The sequence below is a fragment of the Bhargavaea beijingensis genome, assembly GCF_900101985.1.
Taxonomy (GTDB): domain Bacteria; phylum Bacillota; class Bacilli; order Bacillales_A; family Planococcaceae; genus Bhargavaea; species Bhargavaea beijingensis.
In genome coordinates this window covers 88,234-112,632 of the sequence record NZ_FNAR01000005.1, presented here as the reverse complement: position 1 = coordinate 112,632, position 24,399 = coordinate 88,234, and the positions used below count along the sequence as shown (strand labels likewise).

The window sequence follows — 24,399 nt, the reverse complement described above, 5'->3', positions numbered from 1 at the left end:
AACTGCATTTGGGCGCAGGCACGCTAAATATCTTTGGAAATGACCAAACGGACCCGGAAAGATTTCTTCCGGGTCCGTTTGGTCTGCAGCCTGAGCACTCAATATTATATGGGGGATATTTACATTCTCATTATTTTGTAGGAGCTATGATTTTATAATCGCTCGGTATATGCAAAACGGTTTCGTAATATTGGTCTTTTGTGTATTCATCTGAGATATCTTCCTCAATTATTTTATAAGTGAGATAAGCTTGGTCGATCTGTTCTTTTTGTACAATTACTTGGATAAGCATCTTTTTTTCGGCACTGCCTGGGTCCTTGGATATCTCGACTACGATCGGTTGTGCATCATTGTCCCTATACTTGGATTTAGTTATATTTTCATCATTGTGATTTATAACCTGAGAAAAATCCTGTATGTATTCTTTTTTTTCCGGTAACGCTTCGAGGTAAGGATGCAAATAATTTTCTTCCCATTTCTTTTCATTCATAGAAAATTGATAGTCTTTAATTGTAAAAGATAAATAACCTATTACAGAAAATAAGATCACTAAGGAAAAGAAGCTATAAATTAAACCTTTTAATGAAAGCTTATTTCTTTCTTTGAATAAAAAAACAATAAATGTGATGGCTATGAAAGTCCAGATGGCTCCTGCGATTATGGCAAGTGGTGCATTAGAAAGAGCGGATACTTTTTCATGCACTTTAATTACGTCTTCAATAGTAGGCACAACGAGGTCGCTCCTGAATTTTGTCTTTTAACCTTGAATACACTTTTCTTCGCTTTAATTCGGTAACCGGGCATTTCGATCATGCGGCTACCTCATGTTATGGGGGCCTTTTCTATAAATCTGAAGCGGGACCGGCAGCGGTCTCGCTTTCTTTATCGGCCTGCGTCACAGATCACGTTGTCGAGTTGGCCAAGGTGGTTGATTTCGTAGGCCGGTTTCACATCCGGGTGCGGTTCGTTGCTTTTGCGGTTCAGCCAGACGGAGCGGATGCCGGCTCGGTTTGCGCCGAGGATATCGGTCATCAGGTTGTCACCGACCATGAGCGCCTCATCCGCCCTCGTGTCCGTTTTCTCAAGGACATGATGGAAAATGGAAGCATCCGGTTTTCCGCGGCCGAAGTCGCCCGAGATGACGATCAGGTCGAAGTACTGTGAAATCTCCGGCGTGATGGTCAGTTTCTCGTTTTGCAGGCTCGGCGCGCCGTTTGTGAGAAGGACCAGCCTGTGGTCTTTTTTCAAGGATTCCAGTACCTCGAACGATTCGTCATAAACAAACGGCGCTTTCCGGCGCTCCGAGATAAACTTGGCGACCAGTTCGTTTGCCAGTTCGTAATCTTCCACGCCGACTTTTTTCAGCCCTTTTGTCCATGTGTCTTTTTGATAAGTGCGGATGATGTCGCGCATACGGCGGAAATCATCGCCCGGATCTTCGAATGATCCCCAAAGACCCTCGAACGGATTGATGCCGATCATTTGGGTGAATTCGTATGTATCATACGAGGCATAAAGCTCCCGTGCCGATTCACGCACTTTTTCCTCCAGATCTTTTGGATCCACCTTGGCTTTTTCCGCCGCGAATTCACAGGTGCGGTCGAAAGCCGTCTGGATGCTTTTCTCGTCCCACAGAATCGTATCGTCCAAGTCGAAAATAATCGTCCGGATCATCGGGATCGGCCCCCTCTCTACTGTTATCCATTATACCGGATTTCAGGTAAAGCTGGTGTAAATGTTGGAATGTTCCGCCCGTCTTCTGCCCGCTCATAGGAATGGCAGTAAAGTCACATGCCCCACCCTTTAGTCCATCTGTTTAAGGCAAGCGCCAATTTGCGTCTCCTCCCTCCAGGTCCATTAGCCCCATTTTTACCCTTCTCATCGTTTCCTCATGATTCTCTCAGTAGATTCTTCCCTTCGGCGGCTAAAGTGGCAATCATACGAAAAAGAAACGGGAGGAATCAAAATGGAGATGAACATTGTGATGGTCCCTTCAGGATTTAAAGAGTGCATGCAAGCAGAAGAAGTGGCAGAAGCGATGGCAAGAGGTGCCAAGCGGGCCGGTAGCAGGATCCATGTGGAAATGCTGCCGATGGTCGATGGCGGGGAAGGTTTCGCGAAGGCGATCACAAAGCTGAAAGGCGGAAAGCTGGTCTGCCGAACTGTCACCGGACCTGTGGGGGAACCCGTTCAAAGCCATTTCGGGCTCTTTACTGAACATGGAATCAAGACGGCAGTGATCGAAATGGCTGCGGTCGCCGGGCTTTCCCTCGTCCCGCCTAACAGGAGGAATCCGCTGCTGACCACGACCTATGGTGTCGGTGAGCTGATCCGCTCGGCACTGGACACGGGCGCAGAGCGCATTTTGATCGGATGCGGGGATTCCGGAACATCGGATGGCGGCGCCGGGATGGCCCAGGCACTCGGTGTCCGCTTTCTCGATCATCATGGCCTGCCTGTTTCCATCGGAGGGGGCGGCGATCTCTTCCGGGCAAAACGGATCGACATTTCCGGCATTGATCCCCGCCTGGAGCAGGTCAACATTGATGTGGCCTGCAACTACCGGAATATTTTGTGCGGAGAACGCGGTGTCGCCCATGTATTCGGCCCGCAAAAAGGCGCGACACCCGAGCAGGTCGGACAACTGGCTGCTGCACTTGAGCACTATGCCGCAATGATCATGGATGCACTCGGCAAAGATGTGCGTTTCCAGCCTGGAAGCGGCGCATCGGGCGGGCTTGGCGCGGGGCTCACCGCCTTCACAGGCGCCCGACTGCATTCCCGCTTTGACATCATCCGCGAATACATCAATATGGAGCGTGTCGTTGCGGATGCGGATCTCGTCATCACTGCTGAAGGAAGCCTCGACTTCCAGACGCCTGATGGCAAGATTCCGGCTGAAGTTGCCCGGATCGCCAAGCAGTACAATATCCCGGTTGTCGCCATCGCCGGGACAATCGGCAAAGGGGCAAATCTGAACTACGATGCCGGCATCGATGCGTACATGAGCATCATCCAGAAGCCGACAACACTGGAGAAATCGATCCTGAAAGCCCCGAAATGGATTGAAGACACGACGGAGTGCGTCATCCGGCAGATTGCCATCGGCCTATCAATCGCCGCGAAAAGCAGGGCGGTTTACGGAGGTGCTGCACAATGACCACCCGTGCGGAACTTCACCGCAAGCAGAGGTCATGGCCAAGAAAAACGTTCGAAAAAATACCGGGTCCGGCACTTGTGGTTTCCGGTCTTCACCTGCTGTATGCCGCACTGATCATTCCGGCCGGCAGCCTCGGATATGAGGCCAAAGTAGCCCTTTTTGCGTTTTTGTCTGCCATGACCCTATGGGCCGCCACCCGGATTCCCGCAGGGTATGTGGCCCTCTCCCTCGTCCTCTTCATCATCCTGATGAAAGCGAGTGAACCGGATCTGCTTTATCAGTCGTTGGCCGAGCCTGTTGTCTGGCTGATGATCGGGGCTTTCATCATCGGGGAAGCTTTTACGCGTTCGGGACTTGCGGACCGGCTGACCTATTCGGCACTTCGCCGCTTCGAAAAAAAAGGCAGCCTGCTGAATTCGCTGGCCGCACTGCTTTTCGCAACCTCGTTTTTCATCCCGTCCACGTCCGGGCGGGCAGCGCTTGCCAGACCCATTCTCAACCAGCTCGGCAGCCGCTTTTCTTCCAGGGAACGGCAGGTTCTTTCGGTCCTTGCCCCTTCGGTGATCCTGATGAGCACCTCCGCAACACTTCTGGGAGCGGGTTCACACTTGATCGGGATTGGACTGCTTGAAACGGCTTCCGGACAATCGATCTCTTTTGTCAACTGGCTTGTCTGGGGGGTTCCGTTTGCGGCGGCGGCAACAGCGGTCACTGTCCTGGCCATCAGGCTGACGATGTGGCCGAAAGAAGAAACGGAGGCCCGGGTTCCGGAGGACGGACTGCCCGCACCGGAAAAAATAACCGATCCGGAAAAGCGGACACTCGTTCTGATTACTGTCATGCTGATCGGCTGGATGACGGACGGCCTCCATGGCTACGGAATTGCATTTGTGACGGTGGCAGGAGCCGCTTTGGCGATGGCCCCCTGTTATGGGATTCTGTCATTCAAAGACGGGGTCCGGTCAGTTTCCTGGAATCTGATTCTCTTTGTAGCCGCTGCCACGGCGCTCGGCACCGCCATGATCGAGACAGGCGTCGTCAGTGAGGCCGAAGAAAAGCTTTCCGGACTGCTTCTGGCTGCCGGCCAGGCCCCCGAGTGGTTGCTTGTCCTCATCCTTGCCGCGGTAACGGTATCGAGCCACCTCTATATCACCTCGCACACCACCCGTGCCGTGGTGCTGGTGCCGACGCTGATCCTGACTGCCAGAAGCATCGGCGCCGATCCGGCCGCCGCCGTGTTCCTGGGGCTGATCGGCATGAACTATTGCCTGACGATGCCTATCAGTTCCAAGGCATTGCTCCTGTTTTACGAGGAAGGCGATGGCTCCTTCAGCGCCAGGGATCTGGCAAAGCTCAGCAGCCTTCTCGCGCCAGCCTATATCGCACTCATGGTGCTGTTTTACTTCACCTACTGGAAGTGGACGGGGCTGGGTTTATAATGAAAGGAAGCATGCGCCCGGAATCGGCTGCATGCTTGTTTTTCTTATCGGGCGGAACCCGGATTCCGTAAAACCATCCATAACTTTCATCTTTTCCTGAGTTCCATCCTGATTTGTGCTACGATTAGACACAATCAAAACGATAGATTCTGGAGGGATTCTTCATCAGACAAATGGACCCGGAAACGCAGATCACACTTCTTGAAGCCATGCTCGACGGCAGCCGGGCTGCCGCGCTTTTCACCGATCCTTCACAGGAAGATCACCCCGTCATCTATGCCAACAAAACGTTCGAGAAGCTGACCGGATACTCCCTTGATGAAACCATCGGCCACAACTGCCGGTTCCTTCAGGGCACGGATACCGACCCTGAAGCGGTGCAGAAAATACGTGAAGCGATCCGGCAAGAAACTTCTGTTACCGTCACCCTGAAGAATTATAAAAAAGACGGTACCTCCTTCTGGAACCGCGTCCATATCGAGCCTGTCCATGCCGGCGGCCGCCTTTACTTTATCGGGACACAGACGGATGTCACGGTCGAAATCCGACAGAAAAAGCGGCTGGAAGAAAAGGAACGGGAGATCGAACACCTCTCTCTGCCGGTCCTGGAGATCGATGACGGCATTGCGGCCGTTTCCCTGAACGGCGAGATGAGTGTCGAGCGCTACCGCCGGCTGACAGTCAAACTGAGCGAGTACGTCCAGGAACACCATTCCCATTCGGTGATCATCGATATTTCGGGACTCTATTGGGATGATGATACCCCCATATTTGACCTGCTCCATATCCAAGATGTCCTGAGACTCATGGGCTGCCGGCTGCTCGTGACCGGCATTTCGCCCAAGGCGGCACGGGATATAGCATCGGAGACGGGCCCTGAGCGTCCGCTTACCGCCTTTTCTGCGTTTAAGCAGGCGGTGGAGACCGCCAAGGTCGCCGGCGCCCTTTCCTGACCCCTTCACATGAAAAGCCCCTTCCTGCACACATGGTATGCGGAAAGGGGCTTTTTTGCCGTTGCATGCTTTACGAGGATGCCGCTTAAGCCATGCGCTTTTTGATGACTCCCTGAATCACATGCCCGGTTCCGGTATGTCTTTTGCCTTCGTGACGGACTGCTTCCCCATAGTAAAAATGAAGAATGTCGTGCGGGCCAAGCCATTTAAGGAGATCGGCAGGGTCATAAAGACTTTTGACCTCTTTCGGGCCGCCTGTCCCATATTCCAATTGCCTTTCTGAATAGACTTCAAAAAGAAGATAGCCGCCCGGACGCACCGACTGCATCAGGTTCTCAAATAAAAATGGCTGGCTTTTCTTTGGCACGTGTCCAAATACCATGATTGCCGCATCGGCTGATTCAGCAGGAACCCATTCCTTCGTCAGATCCATCGCCGCAGTTTCGATACGGACATTCAGCCGTTCGGCCAATTGGCATGCTTTCTGGAGGCCGACTTCCGATTGGTCATAAGCAGTGACTTTGTGGCCCAGCCCGGCAAGATAAACTGCATTCCGGCCTTCTCCCTCCGCAAATGCCGAGATTCGGGCGTGTTCCGGAAGGCGCTCCGCCTGTTCACGTATAAAGTCATTTGGCTCTTCCCCGTACACATAGTCCTCTTCCGAGAAACTGTTGTCCCAGTGGTCTTTTGACATTTAGCTCACCCTCCTTTCTGACTTCCACTATCTTCTCCCTTTTTTACGGCATTCACAAAACATCCGAACCGTTCACCCACATCAAATCGATCCGTAAAAACCGGTCGTGATTGCACCGATGAGCAGAACCACATCGAAAATCGTTTCCAAAAGCGTAGCGGTCATCGCTTTCCGATCGTCCACGAACCGGTATTCCATGTAAGCCCTCAGCAGATCAAACACGGCCACAGACACGAAGACCAGCCACCAAATTTCCAGATACCAGGGGGGATCCTCAACAGCACCTGTTGCAAAGAGGATGACAGCGTCAAGAATGAGGATGACCACAAACCCCATCCGGACTCTCCATTCCAACTTCCTATGCCGCTCGTTGATGTAATCATCCGAAAACCACTTCCGCTGTCTGACACCCATCATTCGGCGGATGACCAAGGAAAATAGCAGTATCGCCAATATGATCAGCACTGCCGTCAAAATCAGTCGCAGCATCTCTCTTCACCCCGCTTTTCTTTATATTACCAGATTTAAACAGGTTGGGATTGATGCCTCCAAAAAAAGCCCGCTCCGCAGATGATCGGCAGAGCGGGACTTCAATGTTAAATTATCGGGTGACTGCTTGTTTGTCGCGGACAGTTTTCAGAGCGCCTGCCCAAGCATTCACTTCGTCGAGCATCGCAGTAACGTTCGTGAGGTGCAGTTCAGCCGGCTTGAACTCGGAGAAGTTTTCAAAATCCGTGAAGAGCGAAAGGGTCGGGTGCGTGCGGACGTCTGCCACTTTCAGCTCGCCGAGGATGCCGCGGAGGTGTTCCGCCGCACGCGCGCCGCCGGTGGAACCGTAGCTGACGATTCCCGCCGCTTTGTCGAACCATGCTTCGCGGGCAAAGTCGATTGCATTCTTTAAAGCGCCGGAGATGCTGTGGTTGTATTCCTGGACGACGAAGACAAAGCCGTCGAGACTTGCCAGCTTTTCATTCCATTTCGCAATGCCCGGTTCCGAGCCGTCGGTTGTCCCGAGGAACGGAAGCTGGTAATCTGCGATATCAACGATTTCATAATTTGCATCGCCGCGTCCGTCCGCGATGCCTTTGATCCATTGTCCGACCTGCGGGCTTACGCGGCCTTCACGTGTCGAGCCGAGGATGATTCCGATGTTGAGTTTTTCTGCCATTTTGTTTGGCCTCCTTATTATTGGTTACTTTACGTTACTTACTATACATCGATATAATCTCGAAATCAAGACTTTTATCTTGAATTCATTATTTTCCCTGTTTTAGTTTTGAAGATTCCGCTTATTTTGATAGGATAGATGTATCTTAGTGGATGGAGGCCAAACGATGACAGACGAAGTGATTGCCCGCTTTGCAACCATTCCGACCACAGCGATTTCCGATGCGACGGGCGGAATGAACAATATGGATGCCGCTCTCAAGCCGCTCCGGCAGGATTACCGGATTGCCGGCCGGGCGGTCACGGTGAAGCTTCCCGGCGGCGACAATCCGGCAATGCTGCGCGCGATGCGGACAGCAAACCCGGGTGATGTGCTGGTCGTGGACGCAAAAGGGGATCTGACCAAGGCGGTGGCCGGCGATTTTGTCGTCGGCATGATGAAGACGCTCGGCCTGGCCGGGCTGGTCGTGGACGGAGCCGTCCGGGATGTGCACGATATCCGGGCACTCGGCTTCCCCGTTTTCGTGCGGGGAACGACTGTCGCGGCAAGCAGCAAGACAGGTGAAGGCGAAGTGAATGTCCCGATTTCATGCGGCGGCGCGGCCGTCCGCCCGGGTGACCTGGTCGTCGGTGACGCGGATGGGGTCACCATCATTCCGCGCGAGCAAGAACAGGCGGTTTTGCAGAAAGCACTCGCCAAACTGGAAAAAGACGAGGCACGAGAACGTGAAGTCGCGGGAGACATTGATGCCGTCCGCCGCTACCTGGACATGATGGCCTCCAAGTAAAAAGCTGCACGGCATCTTTGCCGCACAGCTTTTATTTTTCCTCGAACACTTCTCTCTATACACCGCCGCGTCCTCATCGCTACGCGTGCAGCCCGTTTTCGGGCAGCAGAAAACGCCCGTGGAAATCGAGCAGAAGGTGACCAGCCGGATGTACCGGTTCAGAAGATGATGCCGGACAGATAGACCACGATTGTAACAGTCACCGCGCTCAGCACCGTTGTCACGAGTACAATCTGCGCGGCAAGCTCGGGATGGTTGTCGTATTCAAGCGCCAGCTGGGCGCTGTTGCGGGAAGACGGGAAGGCACTTGCGATAAAGAGCGCCTGCGCCACCACACCGTCAAGCCCCATGAGCAGGATGATGCCGAGCGACACGGCCGGACCGATGAGCAGCCGGCCGATGCAGCTTGCGATGATCACCTTATTCAGTTCCCTCAATCTGATAAAGGCGACCTGCGCGCCGAGTGTGAGGAGCGCGACCGCAAGAAAGGCATCCGCCGACCTGCTGATCGGCTCCATGACGAAAAACGGCAAGTCGAGCTTCATGGCCTTCAATACATACCCGAGCACAAGCGCGTACAGTACCGGCATCTTCAGAAACTCGAAGACCGCTTTGGATCCGCTGTGGCGGACGGATATGGAATTGAACAGACCATATGTATAGGTGATGAAATTCTGGATGAGCATGACGAACACTTGGACGGTCACGCCGATCGGCTGGCCCTGGAACACCAGCTGGCTGACCGGGATCCCGAAGTTTCCCGAGTTGATCAGGACAATGCTGTTTTTCAGGTTTGCATCCCTTCCCCGATCCAGTCGCAATGCACGTGACATTCCTGCGGAAACCCCGATCATCACCGCCGCAAAAACAACTTGTGTAATCAGGATCTCGAAAAAAATTTCCCCTGTGATCTGGCTTTCGTACACATTGACAAACGCGACCACCGGGATAAAGAAGTAGGTCAGAAGCTTGGACAGCGTCGCGAGATGAAGGTTGAAAATCCTGTGCAGCACCACGCCCGCTCCCATGAGGACAAATACTGGAGCGATGACATCCAGGAGGATCAAGCCGAACAGGTCCATCCAATCCCTCCTGTTTTTTCAGAATGATCTGCATGAGTCCTATGCTACCCCATCCGGCCGGCCGAAGAAAGCTGTCGACGGTCAAAAACCGCCGGCTTCGCTAAAAGCGGTGCCGGCGGTTCGCAGATGTATTACGTGAAGTCCCGGGGAATTTCAGCTTCCCACGTTTTGTCGAACACTTCCTTGTCTCCTTCATAAGCGGTCAGGCGGTTGGTCAGGTAATAATTGTTCTCGTCCGCGGTCATGACACTTTTCGTGACCAGATGGGTCTGCCAGTCTCCGCGGCCGACATCCAGCGTCCAGTCGCATTCCACTTTGGCACTCAGCGGGTCTCCGCCCCTGATCGTATAGACGTTGCGGTTCGTGCTGCCGTATTCCACGCCGTTGACATGCAGGCGGCGGGCGCCTTCATCGGAGTAGTCGTCCAGCGTCCAGACATCCGTGACCACATCATGCTTGATCTCCCGTGTGCGTTTTGCTTCCCTAAGAATGTCTTTGGACAGGACAGGGGCCGTTTCAGGGTGCGGGAAGGGTTTTAGCTCGGCGTCGATGGCCTTTTCCCAGCGTATTGGAAGAAAGAGGCAAGTGTTCTCGGAAGGGTAGACTGTGAGTGTCGCCTCTTCCGCAGACGGCCATGCATGCGGCCAGTAGTTCGGAGAGATGGCCAGCTGCCACTGATGGCCTTTCGCCAGTGTGTAGCCGATGACATCCATCTTGACGTCGACCACATATTTTTTGCCCGGCTCAAGCTCTTCAGGGAATTCATCGCTGTCACGGTGGGACAGGTTCAGCATCCCCCAGGTCACCCGGGTGGATGATCCGTCCGGCGCAACATCGTTCAGGCGTACGGCAACCAGCGCATGCGGCTTGTCGGAAGACAATTCCACGCGGAACGTCGGGTGGCCGAGGATGGCCGTTTCCTCTTGGACAGGTTCCGATTCAAAGACGACGGCGTAGCCGTTTTCGTTCCGTTGGTCGGCCGGCAGATCCCCCGGTTGCCCGAACGGACAGAAAACGCCCGCATGCATGCCGTGCTGCTGGACACTTCCGACTTTGATGGAAGCACCCTCCGCCGGTTTTTCTGTGAGTTTGTTTTCATTCAGGTATAGCCTTTGGTCTTTGATTGCCGCAGGCGGCCACTGGTTTTCCGCGACCCAGTGGCCCGGCCGGTAGTCATAGCTGGTCTGAGGCGGCACGCTGTCCTGAAGGTAAGCCCGGAGCATCGGCTCTTCCATGATGCCTGTGTCTTCCCCCTTCAGCCACTGGTCCCACCAGCGCAGGCATTCCTGCAGGAAGCCGACCTGCGGGCCGGGCACCGCCATTTCCGGATATTCATGCGCCCACGGCCCGATGAGCCCTTTTCGGGGAACGTCCAGATTCTCCAGCAATCTCGGGATGGCATTCGGATAGCCGTCCGCCCATCCCCCGACCGCGAACACGGGAATTTCGATCGCGCGATAGTCCTGGCGGACGGAACCGTGTTTCCAGTAGGCATCACGGCGCTGATGGCGGACCCACTCTTCGACGTAAGGCGGCGTCTTTTCCATGCGGTCCAGCCACATTTCCCGCCAGGCGTCGCCGACCACTTCCGGATCCGCGGGACGTGCGTTGTAGACGAACATCGTCGAGGCCCACCAGAGCATATCCGATGCAAGCATCGCACCGCCCTTGTAGTGGACATCGTCCGCATACCGGTCGTCGGTCGAGCAGATCGTGATGATCGTCTTGAGCTGCTTGGGACGGCGCGCGGCCACCTGCAGCCCGTTAAAACCGCCCCACGACTTGCCGATCATGCCGACACTTCCGGTCGACCACGGCTGCTGTTCGATCCACTCCAGGATTTCAAGCGCGTCGTCCTGCTCCTGTTTCAGGTATTCATCATACAGGATGCCGTCCGAATCACCGGTTCCGCGGATGTCGACCCGGATGCTTGCATAGCCGTGCCCCGCAAAATACGGGTGACGGAGCGAGTCCCGGAGTGCCGTGAATTCATTTTTCCTGTAAGGCAGATATTCAAGGATCGCCGGAACCGGGTTGTTCTCCGCGTCTTCCGGCAGCCAGATTTTCGCGGACAGCTTCGTCCCGTCCGACATCGGAATCCATAGGTTGTTCAGTTCTTTTATTTTGCGGGGAAATTCATCCCTGATTGAGCGGTTTGTTTCTCGGACGTTAAATACCAACAGCAATTCCTCCTTGGAAGCTCAATGATCAGACCCGCGATTTTGCGGGGAAATCTTTTTTCAGCCACTTGAACAACGAAACGATCAGCAGAAGATAAAACACGTAGATCGGGATCGACACGACGACTGCGGATGTCTGGACCACCCTCAGCCCTCCGACGAGGAGAAGCGAAATTCCCATGACCGCGAGCACGCCGCCCCAGATCATCCGGTGCCAGCGGGCAGGCTCCTGTCCGGGCCGCATCTCTTTTGTCGCGATCGCCGCGAGGACATAGGTGGCCGAGTCCAGCGAAGTGGACAGGAAAATCACGGCCAGGACGATGAAGAACGGCAGGACGATGGCACTCAGCGGCAATGAGCTTAATATCTCGACAACCGCCGCATCGCCCCCCCTTTCCGCCAGAATCCCGGAAAGGTCCAGTTTGCCGGTCAGTTCGGCATTCATCGAGTACCCGCCAAAGACCATGAAGTAGATCCAGGCGCCGACCGACCCCCAAAGAAGCATGTGCATGATCAGCTGACGGATGGTCCGGCCTCTCGAGATCCGCGCAACAAACAGCCCCATGAACGGAGCCGTAGCAGCGAACCATGCCCAGTAAAAGACGGTCCACGCCTGCGGGAATCCGCCCTTCGCAATCGGATCCGTGTAAAAGCTCATCGCGGCGAAGTTCTGGATCATCATGCCGAAGCTGTTCGTGAAGTAAGTCAGGATGAACAGCGTAGGTCCCGCCAAGAGCACGAAAATCGCAAGCGTCAGTGCCAAATAGACGTTCAGGTCACTGAGGCGGCGGATCCCTTTGTGCAAGCCGAGATAGGCGCTTGCCGAGTAGACGACAGTAATGAGGACAACCAGAAAGGCATCCAGCATCAATGACGGCTCCAGGCCGAACACCCGGGCGACGACTTGCGAGACCATCGGCACTCCGAGACCGAGTGTCGTTCCAAGCCCGCCGATCAGGCTCCAGATGACAAGAATATCGATCACCTTGCCAAGCCAGCCGTCCGCGTATTTTCCAAGTGCGCCGCGAAGCGCCACGCTCATCTTCAGGGACGGCTGCTTCCTGATGAAATAAGAATAAGCGATCACGACAGTCGGGAATGCGTACAAGGACCATGCGGATATCCCCCAATGGAACAGCGCATAAGTCAGCGACCATTCTGCCGCCGCCTGGCTCCCGGGTTCAATCCCGAATGGAGGTCCGGAATAATAGTAAAGCGGCTCCACCATGGACCAGTACATGATACTTGTCCCCATTCCCGCAGTGAACAGCATGGTGCCCCAACTGAAGGTCGAGAACTCAGGCTTCCCGTCGCCCAACCGGATTTTCCCGTAACGGCTTAACGCCAGCCAGATCAATAAGACAAAAAGCCCGATCGTCAGAAACTGCCAGGCCCAGTCCATTTTAAATGTGATGCCCGTCCTCAGATTATCCAGCACCGGTTCTGCACTTTCCCGGAACATCACCAGAGACACCGTGGCAAGCAAGACAACGATAATCGCAAACCAAAAGATAAAAGAATCGATTCGTGTTTTCTGCACCCAATCACCTCTCAATTGTTTTTGGCCTATCCAATTGCTTTATAGAAGGTCACACTTGCAATCAGAGAACATTTTAATCATGATATAATTAATAATCATGATTATATTAATGCCATTGATTATCCTAACATACGAGAAAGCGGTTTGCAAAAGCGCTTTCACTTTTTGATGAAAACTGAAAAGACACGGAGGTGCCGATCCAAATTGAAAAATAAGCAGCTGCAGATGAGCCGGATGTGGAAATATTTCGTGGAAGCGACAGTGGAAATCATCCATGAAGAAGGGATCGACAAAGTGACGATCCGCAAAGTTGCGGACCGGGCAGGCTATAATAGCGCCACGCTTTATAACTATTTCAGCGAACTTTCCCATCTGAAATTTTTTGCGGCGATGCGACTGTTGGGCGGTTATATCGAAGAAGTGACGGCTCGGATGGAAGACGGGGAAACACCGCTGGACAAGTATGTGATCGCCTGGGAATGCTTTATCCGCCATTCGTTCAGGTCGCCCAAACTCTTTAATGCGGTGTTTATCATGGATCTTGGGGACCAGCCCGGGAAACTCATGCAGCGCTATTATGAGGTTTATCCTGCGGAACTGGTCAATGTCCCTGACGAACTCCAGCCCACCCTGTTTGAACGCAGTGTCATGAAGCGGGGAAAATCGATGCTGCAGATGGCAGCGGAGGAAGGGCAGATTCCGATGGAGCAGATGAATCCGGTCAATGAAAAAACGAATCTGATCTGGCAGGGCATGATGACGAACATCCTCAACCACCGCCTGGACTATGACCTCGGGCAGGCGGAACGGAATACCATGAATTATATCCGCGAAATCATCGAAGACGCCCGCATGTCATGATGCACCAGAACAAGCCCGACCCGGCTAAATGAACTGCCGGGTCGGGCTTTCACTATCATCTTGCATATCCGGCGGTGTGCCGCAGCAGGTAACAGGCAAGCTGCAGCTGCAAAACGTCGTCCGGATTTTTAAAGGAGACCCCGAGCGTGTCCTCGATTTTCCTTAATCGCTGGTACAGCGTATTGATGTGGATGTGCAAGGCTTCCGCCGCCTGTCCGCTTGCCCGGTTGCAGTCGAAATAAACGACGAGCGTCTGCTCCAGGGTGTTTCCCGAGCGGTCGGCTTCCCGCAGAGGACCGAAAATGTCAGCGAGAAACTTGCGGGATTCTTCCGTGTTCCGGCTTGTGAAAAGCCGGCGAAGGCCGATTTCCTCGTAGCGGACAAGCCGGACCCCCGACTGCTCCGCAATCGGGTTGTCGAGGGCTATTTCCGCTTCGCGGTAGGTTCTTTCGATTTCGTGAAGACCATTCACGGATGAGCCGATTCCGCCGCGCAGAGAAATGGGTCCCGTTCCGCCGCTATCCGTCAGCAGCCGCTCCATCCGGCGCGCGAACAGGCTCCGGTCGGAAGGCTCCTTGAGTGAAGCAAGCAGGATCACCCGGTTCTGCCAGCCGAAAATGGTCTGCAGCCGGTCGGCGGCCGTCTTTTTCAGCTGGGCGATCAGCCGGAAAACCACCGCTTCCATCTCCTGCGGGTCCGGGCAACCGCTGACCTGCAGGATGGCCGCCGTCAGGTTCCGGGTGTCGCCGATGCCGAGTGCATCGGCGTTTTCCTGCAGCACATCCGGGTTTTCGGAGCGGATCAGCGAGTCGAACAGGTCCCGCTGGTTTTTGTAGTAGAAAGCGAGCACATTCTGCTTTTGGACGAGCTCCAGCGCAAGAATCGATGTGCCCTGTTCAATCGCCATTTCCTCAAGACGCCCAAGTTGGCCGTTTTTTCTCGCGATCAGGCACCCGAGCACAACTGAACCTGAACGGACCGGATACAAAGTGGCGCCGCTTTCTGTGCCGATGCTCACCTTTTTCGTTTCCTCCCTGCCGATCCGTTCCAGGAGATTGCCGTACGCCAGGCTGTCAGGCAATCGTTTTCCCGGAGGGATCGTTTCATTGACGATCAGATCCGCGAACAGGAGCGGCTGGCCGGCCATCCTGCTGAGTTCCTCCACGATTTTTTCCGTTCCCATATTCCTCACAGCCAGATCGGTCAGCGATTGGTGGATGGCGTCCCTTCGGATCAATTTCTCGTTCAGCTGCCTGATGTCCGCGAACTGCTTGGCATTCCGGATGGCGATGCCGACTTGGGCGGTGAACACCCGCAACAGCCAGAGGTCGCGCTTGGTCAGGATCCGGTCGGACTGCATCTGCGCCAAGTACATGACACACTCCACTTTACCGTCGACCGTGATCGGATAAGCGATCACGGAGCGGACATTCGTGATATCTTCCACCATCCTGCCCCACCGCTGCTTGTTTTCTCTGGAGATTTTGCTAGCTTTTCGGTAATCGGCATCGGACGGGTCCGTGATCAGCACAGGCTGGTCATCCTGGAAAGCATGGCCGATCGGGCCCTCGCCGGGGCTAAATGCCATTTGCCGGATTTCTTCGAACCGATACCCCTCCGACGCCCTGCAGACGAGCTTTCCGCTTTTTTCATCAAACAGCCAGAGTGTGCCGTAATCCGCATTGCCGATCACTTCAAGCGTATTGGCCAGGATGTTTGAAAACACTTCCTCCAGGTCGAGCGATGAAGTCGTCTCCCCGATGCTCCCGATGATCCGGTCGAGCCGTTTCCGGCCCGCTTCCGTATCATGCTCCGAATAAACGCGGTACAACAGGTCGGACAGCAATTGCACGTCCTCACCGGTCAGTCCGGGATCCTCCCCGAACAACATGACCGCAGTGAAATCCGCCGAATAAGAAACATCCACCGCAATCCGGTCCCCGTCCTTCCTTATTCCGCACCTCCCTTTTCGATAAACGGGAGCGGAAGGCGGACTCATTCCCGCCGGATTCAGGATCGGATCGTAGTCTTCCGCCCCCCCTGAGGCGCTCCAGACTGAAACAGGCCCGCCGTACTGTTTGAGTTCAAGAAAATGCATGATTGATGAAGCCACGAATCTCCCGCCTTTCCTATGTAGAAACTTCCACCTATGCTTTGATAACTATAGGAGAACGGACATTGCGCTGTCAACCGAATCGTCATACTATTTAATAAAGTTAAATAATAATGGCTCACCGGAGGTGTCTTCATGGATATTGACCGAAGTATGATCGGGCTCAGTAGCAAGCCCTATACCGCCGTCGCAGAACAGGAAAAAGCCCGCCGATTCGCCGAAGCGATCGGCGACCCGAACCCCCTGTACGAGGATGAAAGCTATGCAGGCCAAACCGTCTATGGGGAAACGACCGTTCCGCCGACCTTCCTGATTGCACTCGGCAACAACGCAGAGCTGCCGATCCGTTTGGACGTCCGCCGGATGCTGCACGGCGAGCAGGCATTTATCTACCACCGCCCCGTACGCTTCGGGGAAAAACTGGTGTGCACAATGTCTGTCGCGGACATCTACGAAAAGGAAGGCAAAAGCGGCGCGATGCAGTTTCTCGTGCTGGATACGGAGATGACTGATGAAAACGGGCAGCTTGTAGCTGTCTCCAAAAACACGATCGTCTACCGCCCGGCCAAAAAACCGGAAAAGGGAGGCGAGCGCAATTGAAGACAGCCACTGTTCTTGAAGTCAAGCAACTCCGTGAAGGCGCGGAACTCCCCATTCTTGAAAAACCGCCGGTGACCCGGGAGCAGCTTGTCCGCTATGCAAACGCTTCCGGAGACTTGAATCCCCTTCATACGGATGATGAGTTCGCGAAAAGCATCGGCATGGACGGCGTCATCGCCCACGGCATGCTGATCATGGGGTTCCTCGGCCAGTATGTCCAGCAGTTGGCAGGCAAAGAGGCGTTTGTCGCTGACTTCAGTATGAGATTCGCAGCGGTCACCCGTCCCGGAGACGTCATCACTTGCCGGGGGACCGTCGCGCGGCTGTTTGAAGAAAACGGCAAGCAGGCAGCCGAACTGCAGCTGACCGCGGAAAAAGCCCCGGGCAAACCCGTCGGCTCCGGAACGGCAGTTCTTTTGTTCGGCAGGCAGGAAGACAGATAAGGAGGCAAAACCGATGACCACTTACGCCAATCAATGCGCCATCGTCGGAGTCGGAGAAAGTGAACGGTCCCGGAATTCCGGAACCACCCCGCTCCATCTGGCGCTTGACGCCGCCCGCAATGCACTCCGCGACGCAGGACTTGAAGCAAGGGATCTGGACGGCATCATGAACTATTCCACGGGCGGTGACTCGTGCACCTCCCATGAACTGGCCACCTACCTCGGCAGCCGGCCCAAATACGTAAAAGACATCAGCGGCGGCGGCAGCAGCACGGAATTGCTTATCGCCGACGCGGTTGCGCTCATCGAAGCCGGCGAACTCGAGACCGTCCTGATCTACAGGGCGATGAACGGCGCTTCCGGACACCAGGTCGGACGCGGGTACGACCCGGATCTGCTGCAGGGGATGCTGCCAGGCGGCAGTTTTGTCATGCCTTACGGCTCCGCGAGCCCTTCCCAGTGGTTCGGCATGTTCGCCATGCGGCACATGCATGAAACCGGAACGACCAAAGAGCACCTCGGCCATGTGTGCGTCAGCTTCTATGAACATGCCCAGCGGAATCCGAAAGCGTTTCTTCACGGCAAGCCGCTTGATATGGAGACTTACCTTGCCACACCGGACATCAGCACGCCGTTCAATATCCATGACTGTTGCGTGGAACTGGATGAGGCCAACGCGCTGATCGTGACATCGGCCGGCAACGCGAAAAACTGCAAATCCCGGCCGGTTTATATCATGGGGATGGCCCCCCGGCACACTCACTCCCATGCCCATTACTGGACGCAGGTCGATGAGGTCGCCTCCGACCATGCCGCCCCCGCCCTCTACCAATCGGCCGGCGTCAAGCCTGAGGATATTGACGTCGCCGCCATCTACGACTGCTTTAGCTGGGTCGTTCTCAGGCAGCTGGAGGCTTACGGATTCGCCAAGCGGGGCGAGGCCGGTGACTTCGTCAAGGACGGCAACCTGAAGATGGGCGGCCGGCTTCCTTCCAACACGGCCGGCGGCATGCTGTCGGAAGGATATACCCACGGCATGAACAATGTCCTTGAACTCGTCCGCCAGCTGAGGCACGACTACAAAGGCACCGACCGCCAGGTAAAAGATTGCGAGCTCGGCATCTGTACGGGCTGGAGCGGTCCCGACCTTGCCGGCGCCATGATTCTCAGAAACTAAAGGAGGAAGCGGAATGACACAGGCAACCAAATACGAGAAACCAGTCCCCCTCAAGACGCTGGACAATCATCCCTACTGGGACGCGGCGGACCGGCACGAACTGGCCCTCCAGAAATGTTCGGACTGCAAAGGCTACATCCATCCTCCGGGTCCTTCCTGCCCTTCCTGTGGCAGCCCGGCAACCGAATGGGAAAACCTCGGCTCCGATATTTCGGCGACGGTTTATTCCTACATCACTTCCTACCGCCCATTTCTTCCGGGCTTCCAGCATGACCTGCCGACGGTCATCACCGTGGCCGCGCTGGATGTTGCACCGGAAGTGAAAATCATGGCCAATATTATCGGCTGTCCGGCGGAAGAGGTGGAGATCGGCATGCCGCTGAAGATGACGTGGACCGACATCACACCCGATCGGGCCCTTCCCCAATGGACCCCCTCCCGCAGCCAGAACTGACCTTCTGAGAAAGGAAGAATGCAAATGGACTTTACACTGACCAAAAAAGAAGAAGCATTCCGTGACGAGCTGCGCAGCTGGCTCTCCGTCAACCTTCCGGAAGGATGGCTTGAAGGAAAGCGGACACTGCCGGAAAGCAAAGAGGCGTATTCGCGCTTTCTCCGCGACTGGCAGCGCAAGCTGTACGAAGGCGGATGGGCGGCCATCTCCTGGCCCGAGGCGTACGGCGGACGCAATGCGACACTCATGGAGGAAATCATTTATCACCAGGAAATGGTCCGTGTGAAATCCCCTCCTCTCGTCAACTACGTCGGCATCCATATGGTCGCCCCCACGCTGATGCAGATGGGGACCGACCAGCAGAAAGAAGCCTACATCGAAAACATCCTGACAGGCAACCATGTATGGAGCCAGGGATATTCGGAACCGAATGCGGGATCGGACCTGACCGCCATCGAAACGGCCGCCGTGAAAAAAGACGGGCGTTGGATCATCAACGGGCAGAAAGTCTGGACGAGTTTTGCCCATCTTGCGGACCGGTGCTTCCTGCTTGCAAGAACCGGCCAATCGGGGAAAAAGCATGAAGGCATCACCGTGTTTCTTCTGGACATGAACCAGGAAGGCGTCGAAACCCGCCCGATCACCCAGATGGACGGACGCGAAGAGTTCAATGAAGTCTACCTGACGGATGCCATCGCCCATGACGAAGACATTGTCGGCGAGGAAGGCAAGGGCTGGAGCGTACTGATCGCGCTTATGCTGCATGAGCGCTCGGGAATCGCCGCCGAGGTGTTCACGCTGGAACAGCAATTCGAGGAAGTCGCGGAAATGGCCAGGACACTGACCTCAGACGGCAAGCCGATCATCGAGGACCCCTTTATCGAAGATGGACTCGCCGACCTGTATGCCCGCATCAGCGGCGCCCGGCTGAATTACTACCGGAACATCACCCACACGCTGAAAAATGGCAAGCCCGGTCCCGAAAGCTCTCTCGACAAACTGCTTGTCAGCGAATTGGGGAAGGAACTGTTCGACTTCGCCATGACCATCCAGGGCCACGCAGGCGTGCTGGCAGGAGGGGATGCGCCGTTTGACGGGGCCATGCAGCACCAGTACTTGGCTTCATTCGGCGCGACCATCGGCGGCGGAACGAGCGAAGTGCAGCGAAACACGATCGGCGAGCGGATTCTCGGACTGCCGAAAGACCTTGGGAGATAACGGAAAGGAGTGGGAACACATGGATTTTTCCTTGAATGAAGAACAGGAGCTGTTCCGGTCGGCTGTCCGGAAGTACCTGAAAGACCTCGGAGGGACCGGAACGGCCCGCGCAACGATCAGAGGCGATGACGAGCCTGCACGCGCTGCGGCGTCGGGGCTTGCCGAGATGGGCATCAATGCCATTCCTGTACCCGAACAGCAGGACGGGCTTGGACTCGGCGCACTTGATCTTGTTCCCGTCTTTGAAGAAACCGGCCGGGTTCTGCTTCCCGGCCTGCAGCTGGAAACGCTCGCCCTTGCCGTACCGCTGATCACGAACTACGGGACGGAAGAACAAAAAAAACGGTGGCTCCCCCTCGCCGCTTCCGGAGAAAGCGCTTTCTCCGTCGCCTGGTATGAAACAGGCCGCAGCCTGTTTCCCGAAACGTTCGCATGCACGGCGACGCGTATAGACAACCGCTATGAGCTTTCGGGCGTGAAGACTCTCGTTCCGGTCACCGGCAGCCCGGATTTGTTTATCGTGGGCGCCGAGGCTCCCGGAGGGACTTCCCTCTTTCTCGTAGAGGCGTCTGAAGCGGCGTCCGTCCGTCCGCTTTCCTGCCTGGACGAAACCCAGCTTCCGGCCGAACTCTCTTTCCGGAACGCACATGCCGAACTGCTCGGCGAACCGGGCAAAGGACAGGACATGCTCCGGGAAGCACTGCTCCACTTTAACACCGCTCTAGTTTCCGGCATGGTCGGCGGGATGGATGAACTCGTGAAGATCACCGCGGAATATGCAAAGATCCGGGTCCAGTTCAACCAGCCGATCGGACGCTTCCAGGCGATCAAGCACCGGATCGTGGATATGAAGCTGGATCTGGAGACGGCGCGGTCCCTGTCCCACTATGCGGCTTGGGCGGTTGAAACGGGAGCCGATGACCGGATTGCCGCCGTCCACAGTGCGCGCTCCTTTGCTTCCCGCGCCTATATCAAGGCGGCCGGGGATTCGATCCAGATCCACGGCGGCATCGGTTTCACGGAGGAACTGGATTGCCACCTGTATCTGAAGCGGGCCCGCTACTGGGATCATTATTTCGGCTCGGTTCGGGATTCCCGCAAAGCCGCCGCCGGTTCGCTCGGATGGCACGCCCGGCAAACTGCGGACGCAGCCCCCGTATCTTGAGTCGGCCAGTCTGCATTCAAGGAGGAATGATCAAGTGGCGGTCACCACAGAAGTGAAGGATTATCAAAACCTGATTGGCGGTTGCCTGCAGCCGCACGCAAGCGATGAATTCCTGGACAGCATCGACCCTTCTACAGGGCTTGTCTGGGCACGGGTACCGAAAAGCACGGAGGAAGATGCAAACAAGGCGGTTGACGCCGCAAAGCGGGCGTTCGCCGGGTGGAAAACCGCCCTCCCTGCCGAACGGGCGGCCAGGCTGAGGCAGGCCGCGTCCATCATTTCGGCAAACGGTGCCGAACTGGCCGCTCTCGAAACGAAAGGAAACGGCTGGGTGATCCGGGAAACGACTTACGGCATGATTCCCGTGCTCGTAAAGCTTTGGGAAGACGCTGCGTCGGAAGCGACTGTTGGCGGACGGGGACAGACCGTCCCGACCGGCCCGTCAAGCTTCAGTTACACGCTCCGCGAACCTTATGGCGTCATCGCGGGGATCGCCCCGTGGAATGCCCCACTGTTCACCTTTTCCATCAAGGCCGCCTATGCATTGGCTGCCGGCAACACCGTCATCATCAAGCCGTCCGAGATGGCGGCGGCATCCTCGCTCAGACTCGCAGAACTGCTGGCGGATGCTTTCCCGCCGGGCGTGCTGAACGTGATCTGCGGGACGGGCCCGGATATCGGCACGGCACTTGTTTCTCATCCGGATGTCGCCAAAGTCAGCCTGACCGGCTCCGGCGGCACAGCTTCCGCCATTGCGCAGGCAACAGCCGGAAAACCGAAACCGCTGATCCTGGAGCTGGGAGGAAAATCGGCGAACATCGTGTTTGAGGATGCTGACCTTGACCGCGCAACGGAAAGCATGGCGACCGCCTCCATATTCACGGGGAACGCCGGCCAGATCTGTGTCGGCGGGTCCCGTATCCTCGTACAGCGAAAGGTGTTCGACGACGTCGCCGATCGCCTCAGGAAGCGGATGCAGGATCCCGCCCTGCACCGGCTCGGACACACACTCGACCCCCGGACGACAATGGGCCCGATCGCAACGAAAGCCCAGTTCGACAAAGTCCGGTCTTATATCGACCTGGCTCCGACAGAAGGGGCCACCCTGCTGTTCGGCGGCCGCTCGGGAGCGGAATTGTTCCCCGGGTCCCCCGATCTTTCCGGCGGATACTGGGTCGAGCCGACCTTATTCGCCGCAGATTCCAACCGGCTTCGCGTCTGCCAGGAGGAGATTTTCGGGCCGGTCGCCGTCATGATTCCGTTTGATACAGAGGAAGAGGCGGTCCGCCTCGCGAATGATACGGAATTTGGATTGGCTGCCGGCGTCTGGACGTCCTGCCTGAGCCGGGCTCACCGGATGACCGCCTTGCTCGAAGCCGGAAATGTATGGGTCAACACATACGCCCGCGTCGGATCGGACCTTCCGTTTGGCGGGGTGAAAAACAGCGGATTCGGAACCGACTCCATCGGGGAGTATTCCCGTGAGAAGTCCTGTGTGATTAAACTGTGATTTCCCCCTCCCCCTGCTTCCCGGTCATGGATCATCTGATACCACCCGGAAACCGGCAGTCCGGAAGGGGCGCCTCCCGTTGCAAGACACGGCCATCCTCCATTAAGGCGGTGCACAGATGAACGTCAAACTCCAGAACAGGCAAAATTATGACCAGGACCTACCCGAAGTGCTGGAAATCCCGATCGTCCCGGCGGGTTCCATCCTGAAAGGCAGCCTCAGACAGTATAGCGGCAACCAAGCGTATATCTACCGGGACACCCCCATCACCTATGATGAAATCCACGAACAGGCCTGGCGGTTCGCCAACGCGCTGCGTGAGCTCGGCATCGGCAGAGGCATGACCGTGTCCGTCCATATGCCGACCTGCCCCCAATACCTTGCCGCTTACTACGGTATCATCCTGAGCGGGGCCGCCTACTCCCCCGTCAACCCATATTTGCCGGCCGGGGACTTGAAGTTCCAGTTGAATGACTCCGATACGGTCGCGGTCGTCACCCATGAAACGTCCGCCGCGGCACTCGCCGACATCCTCGGCGACACCCGGGTCCGTCATGTGATCATGACCGGCGACTCCGAAATGTACGGCAATGGATCACCGGCCGAAGTACCGGACGGCTGGCACAGCTTTGCCGCTTTAAAGCGCCAAGCATCCGACCGGGAATTCGATGCGGGCATCGATCCGGAAAACGATCTCGTGCATATCGCGTACACCGGCGGCACGACCGGAAGCCCGAAAGGCGTCATGATCACCCACGCCAACCTCGTCAGCAACATCGCCCAGATTGCGGCCTGGACGGCGGGATGCCTGCCGGTGCTCGATGAAGACGGCGCCCTGCGGTTTGTCGCGGCCGAGCAGGATCCGGACAACTACCGGGAAAAGTACCTGATTCCCCTCGGGGAGGAAGTGCGGCTCAGCCCTTCCCCGCTTTTCCACATTACCGGCGGAATCGGCATGATCGTTTCCCCGATGGCACAGGGGGCCACCACCATCCTGCCAGACCGGTTCGTTCCGTCCCAGTTTCTCGGCCTGATTGAGAAGTACGGTGTTTCCTCAATCAACGGGGCACCCGCGATGTGGAACGCGCTTCTCAATACGCCGAATATCCATACTTACGATTTTTCAACCATCCGGAATGTCAGCTCGGGAGCCGCTCCGCTCTCCCAAAAAGAGATGGGTCAGCTGAAAAGCCTGTTCCCGAACGCCCGGGTCGGCGAAGGCTACGGCCTGACGGAAGCCACCGCCTCCGTGGCCGGAAGCGTCTGCCTCGCGGGTGGCATCCACAAGTTGGGCACTGTCGGCCTGCCCACGTTCAACACGGAACTTAAAATTGTCGCAATCGGCGATGAAGAAGGCACGCCCCTCCCGCAGGGAGAAAGCGGTGAAATCTGCATCCGGGGCCCTCAGGTGATGAAAGGCTATTACAAGAAGCCGGAAGAGACGGCCGCCACGCTGCGTGACGGCTGGCTGCACACGGGCGACATCGGCCAGATTGACGAAGACGGCTACCTGTCGATTGTCGGCCGCAAAAAAGAGATGCTGATCTACAACGGCTATAACGTGTATCCGGTGCGCATCGAGGAAGTGCTCGTTTCCCATCCGGCCGTCCAGAACGCGGTCGTCATCGGAAAACCCGATGAAAAGGCCGGAGAAATCCCGAAAGCGTTCGTCATCAAAAAAGAAGGGGCGGGGCTTTCCGAAAAAGAGCTGCTGGCCTATGTAAACGAACGGGTCGTCCACTACTCCAAAGTGAGGGAACTGGAATTCGTCGACCAGTTCCCGATGACCGCAGCCGGGAAGATTTCAAAGGTCCAGCTGAAGAAGATGGAGTTTGGGAACGCCTGAATACACACA

The 24,399-nt window shown here is 56.0% G+C and carries 22 protein-coding genes; 13 read left to right on the top strand and 9 right to left on the bottom strand.

The window, feature by feature from the left end:
- Positions 1–130: 130 nt before the first annotated feature.
- Together BLT01_RS05840 and BLT01_RS05835 are read right to left on the bottom strand one after the other, a co-directional pair.
- Entirely contained in the window at positions 131–730 is a 600-nt protein-coding gene (locus tag BLT01_RS05840) for a hypothetical protein (protein WP_092095679.1), read from the bottom strand.
- Positions 731–882: 152 nt separating this feature from the next.
- Positions 883–1,674, bottom strand: coding sequence for an HAD family hydrolase (locus BLT01_RS05835; RefSeq protein WP_092095676.1), 792 nt, complete (start codon positions 1,672–1,674; stop codon positions 883–885).
- Positions 1,675–1,972: 298 nt separating this feature from the next.
- On the opposite strand from BLT01_RS05835, the gene BLT01_RS05830 reads away from it, so the two are divergent.
- The 3 genes from BLT01_RS05830 (at position 1,973) to BLT01_RS05820 (ending at position 5,552) form a co-directional block, all read left to right on the top strand.
- Positions 1,973–3,160: a glycerate kinase family protein gene (locus BLT01_RS05830; protein ID WP_092095837.1), complete on the top strand. Its 1,188-nt coding sequence runs from the start codon at positions 1,973–1,975 to the stop codon at positions 3,158–3,160.
- A complete protein-coding gene (locus BLT01_RS05825; RefSeq protein ID WP_092095674.1) occupies positions 3,157–4,599 on the top strand; it encodes an SLC13 family permease in 1,443 nt (480 codons plus the stop codon). The genes BLT01_RS05830 and BLT01_RS05825 overlap by 4 nt, the downstream gene beginning before the upstream one ends.
- A 173-nt stretch (positions 4,600–4,772) precedes the next feature.
- On the top strand, positions 4,773–5,552 hold the full coding sequence (locus BLT01_RS05820) for a PAS domain-containing protein (RefSeq protein WP_092095671.1): 780 nt from the start codon (positions 4,773–4,775) through the stop codon (positions 5,550–5,552).
- An 85-nt stretch (positions 5,553–5,637) separates the two neighbouring features.
- Here BLT01_RS05820 and BLT01_RS05815 read toward each other — a convergent pair whose 3' ends face one another.
- The 3 genes from BLT01_RS05815 to BLT01_RS05805 all read right to left on the bottom strand — a co-directional run bounded on the left by BLT01_RS05815 (position 5,638) and on the right by BLT01_RS05805 (position 7,414).
- Complete coding sequence (locus BLT01_RS05815; protein ID WP_092095669.1) at positions 5,638–6,246, bottom strand: class I SAM-dependent methyltransferase; 609 nt, start codon at positions 6,244–6,246, stop codon at positions 5,638–5,640.
- Between the two features lie 81 nt (positions 6,247–6,327).
- Positions 6,328–6,735, bottom strand: coding sequence for a DUF4181 domain-containing protein (locus BLT01_RS05810; RefSeq protein WP_092095667.1), 408 nt, complete (start codon positions 6,733–6,735; stop codon positions 6,328–6,330).
- Positions 6,736–6,847: 112 nt separating this feature from the next.
- Entirely contained in the window at positions 6,848–7,414 is a 567-nt protein-coding gene (locus BLT01_RS05805) for an NADPH-dependent FMN reductase (protein ID WP_092095664.1), read from the bottom strand.
- A gap of 166 nt (positions 7,415–7,580) precedes the next feature.
- Here BLT01_RS05805 and BLT01_RS05800 point away from each other — a divergent pair, with 166 nt between their 5' ends.
- Complete coding sequence (locus tag BLT01_RS05800; protein ID WP_092095662.1) at positions 7,581–8,201, top strand: RraA family protein; 621 nt, start codon at positions 7,581–7,583, stop codon at positions 8,199–8,201.
- A gap of 158 nt (positions 8,202–8,359) precedes the next feature.
- Here the strand turns inward: BLT01_RS05800 and BLT01_RS05795 are convergent, their stop codons facing one another.
- The 3 genes from BLT01_RS05795 to BLT01_RS05785 all read right to left on the bottom strand — a co-directional run bounded on the left by BLT01_RS05795 (position 8,360) and on the right by BLT01_RS05785 (position 13,003).
- Positions 8,360–9,283, bottom strand: a complete 924-nt coding sequence (locus BLT01_RS05795; RefSeq protein ID WP_092095661.1) for an AEC family transporter — start codon at positions 9,281–9,283, stop codon at positions 8,360–8,362.
- A gap of 131 nt (positions 9,284–9,414) precedes the next feature.
- The gene (locus BLT01_RS05790; protein ID WP_092095658.1) at positions 9,415–11,463 is read right to left on the bottom strand and encodes a CocE/NonD family hydrolase; all 2,049 of its coding nucleotides are present in this window, start codon (positions 11,461–11,463) and stop codon (positions 9,415–9,417) included.
- Positions 11,464–11,491: 28 nt separating this feature from the next.
- Positions 11,492–13,003, bottom strand: coding sequence for a BCCT family transporter (locus BLT01_RS05785; RefSeq protein WP_092095656.1), 1,512 nt, complete (start codon positions 13,001–13,003; stop codon positions 11,492–11,494).
- Between the two features lie 204 nt (positions 13,004–13,207).
- Between BLT01_RS05785 and BLT01_RS05780 the strand changes: the two genes are divergently transcribed.
- Positions 13,208–13,864, top strand: coding sequence for a TetR/AcrR family transcriptional regulator (locus BLT01_RS05780; protein ID WP_092095654.1), 657 nt, complete (start codon positions 13,208–13,210; stop codon positions 13,862–13,864).
- 55 nt (positions 13,865–13,919) lie between these two features.
- Here the strand turns inward: BLT01_RS05780 and BLT01_RS05775 are convergent, their stop codons facing one another.
- On the bottom strand, positions 13,920–15,977 hold the full coding sequence (locus BLT01_RS05775) for a helix-turn-helix domain-containing protein (RefSeq protein ID WP_092095651.1): 2,058 nt from the start codon (positions 15,975–15,977) through the stop codon (positions 13,920–13,922).
- A 135-nt stretch (positions 15,978–16,112) separates the two neighbouring features.
- Here BLT01_RS05775 and BLT01_RS05770 point away from each other — a divergent pair, with 135 nt between their 5' ends.
- From BLT01_RS05770 to BLT01_RS05735, 8 genes are all read left to right on the top strand, one after another.
- On the top strand, positions 16,113–16,577 hold the full coding sequence (locus BLT01_RS05770; protein ID WP_092095649.1) for a MaoC family dehydratase N-terminal domain-containing protein: 465 nt from the start codon (positions 16,113–16,115) through the stop codon (positions 16,575–16,577).
- Complete coding sequence (locus BLT01_RS05765; protein ID WP_092095646.1) at positions 16,574–17,020, top strand: MaoC/PaaZ C-terminal domain-containing protein; 447 nt, start codon at positions 16,574–16,576, stop codon at positions 17,018–17,020. The genes BLT01_RS05770 and BLT01_RS05765 overlap by 4 nt, the downstream gene beginning before the upstream one ends.
- A 13-nt stretch (positions 17,021–17,033) precedes the next feature.
- Positions 17,034–18,197: a thiolase C-terminal domain-containing protein gene (locus BLT01_RS05760; RefSeq protein WP_092095643.1), complete on the top strand. Its 1,164-nt coding sequence runs from the start codon at positions 17,034–17,036 to the stop codon at positions 18,195–18,197.
- Between the two features lie 13 nt (positions 18,198–18,210).
- On the top strand, positions 18,211–18,651 hold the full coding sequence (locus BLT01_RS05755; protein ID WP_092095640.1) for a Zn-ribbon domain-containing OB-fold protein: 441 nt from the start codon (positions 18,211–18,213) through the stop codon (positions 18,649–18,651).
- Positions 18,652–18,675: 24 nt separating this feature from the next.
- Entirely contained in the window at positions 18,676–19,869 is a 1,194-nt protein-coding gene (locus tag BLT01_RS05750; RefSeq protein WP_092095638.1) for an acyl-CoA dehydrogenase family protein, read from the top strand.
- 19 nt (positions 19,870–19,888) lie between these two features.
- Positions 19,889–21,034 carry an acyl-CoA dehydrogenase family protein gene (locus BLT01_RS05745; protein WP_092095635.1) on the top strand — a complete coding sequence of 382 codons (1,146 nt, stop codon included), beginning with the start codon at positions 19,889–19,891 and terminating at the stop codon, positions 21,032–21,034.
- A gap of 34 nt (positions 21,035–21,068) precedes the next feature.
- Positions 21,069–22,544: an aldehyde dehydrogenase family protein gene (locus BLT01_RS05740; protein WP_218123191.1), complete on the top strand. Its 1,476-nt coding sequence runs from the start codon at positions 21,069–21,071 to the stop codon at positions 22,542–22,544.
- Positions 22,545–22,662: 118 nt separating this feature from the next.
- The gene (locus BLT01_RS05735) at positions 22,663–24,390 is read left to right on the top strand and encodes a class I adenylate-forming enzyme family protein (protein ID WP_092095633.1); all 1,728 of its coding nucleotides are present in this window, start codon (positions 22,663–22,665) and stop codon (positions 24,388–24,390) included.
- Positions 24,391–24,399 lie beyond the last annotated feature (9 nt).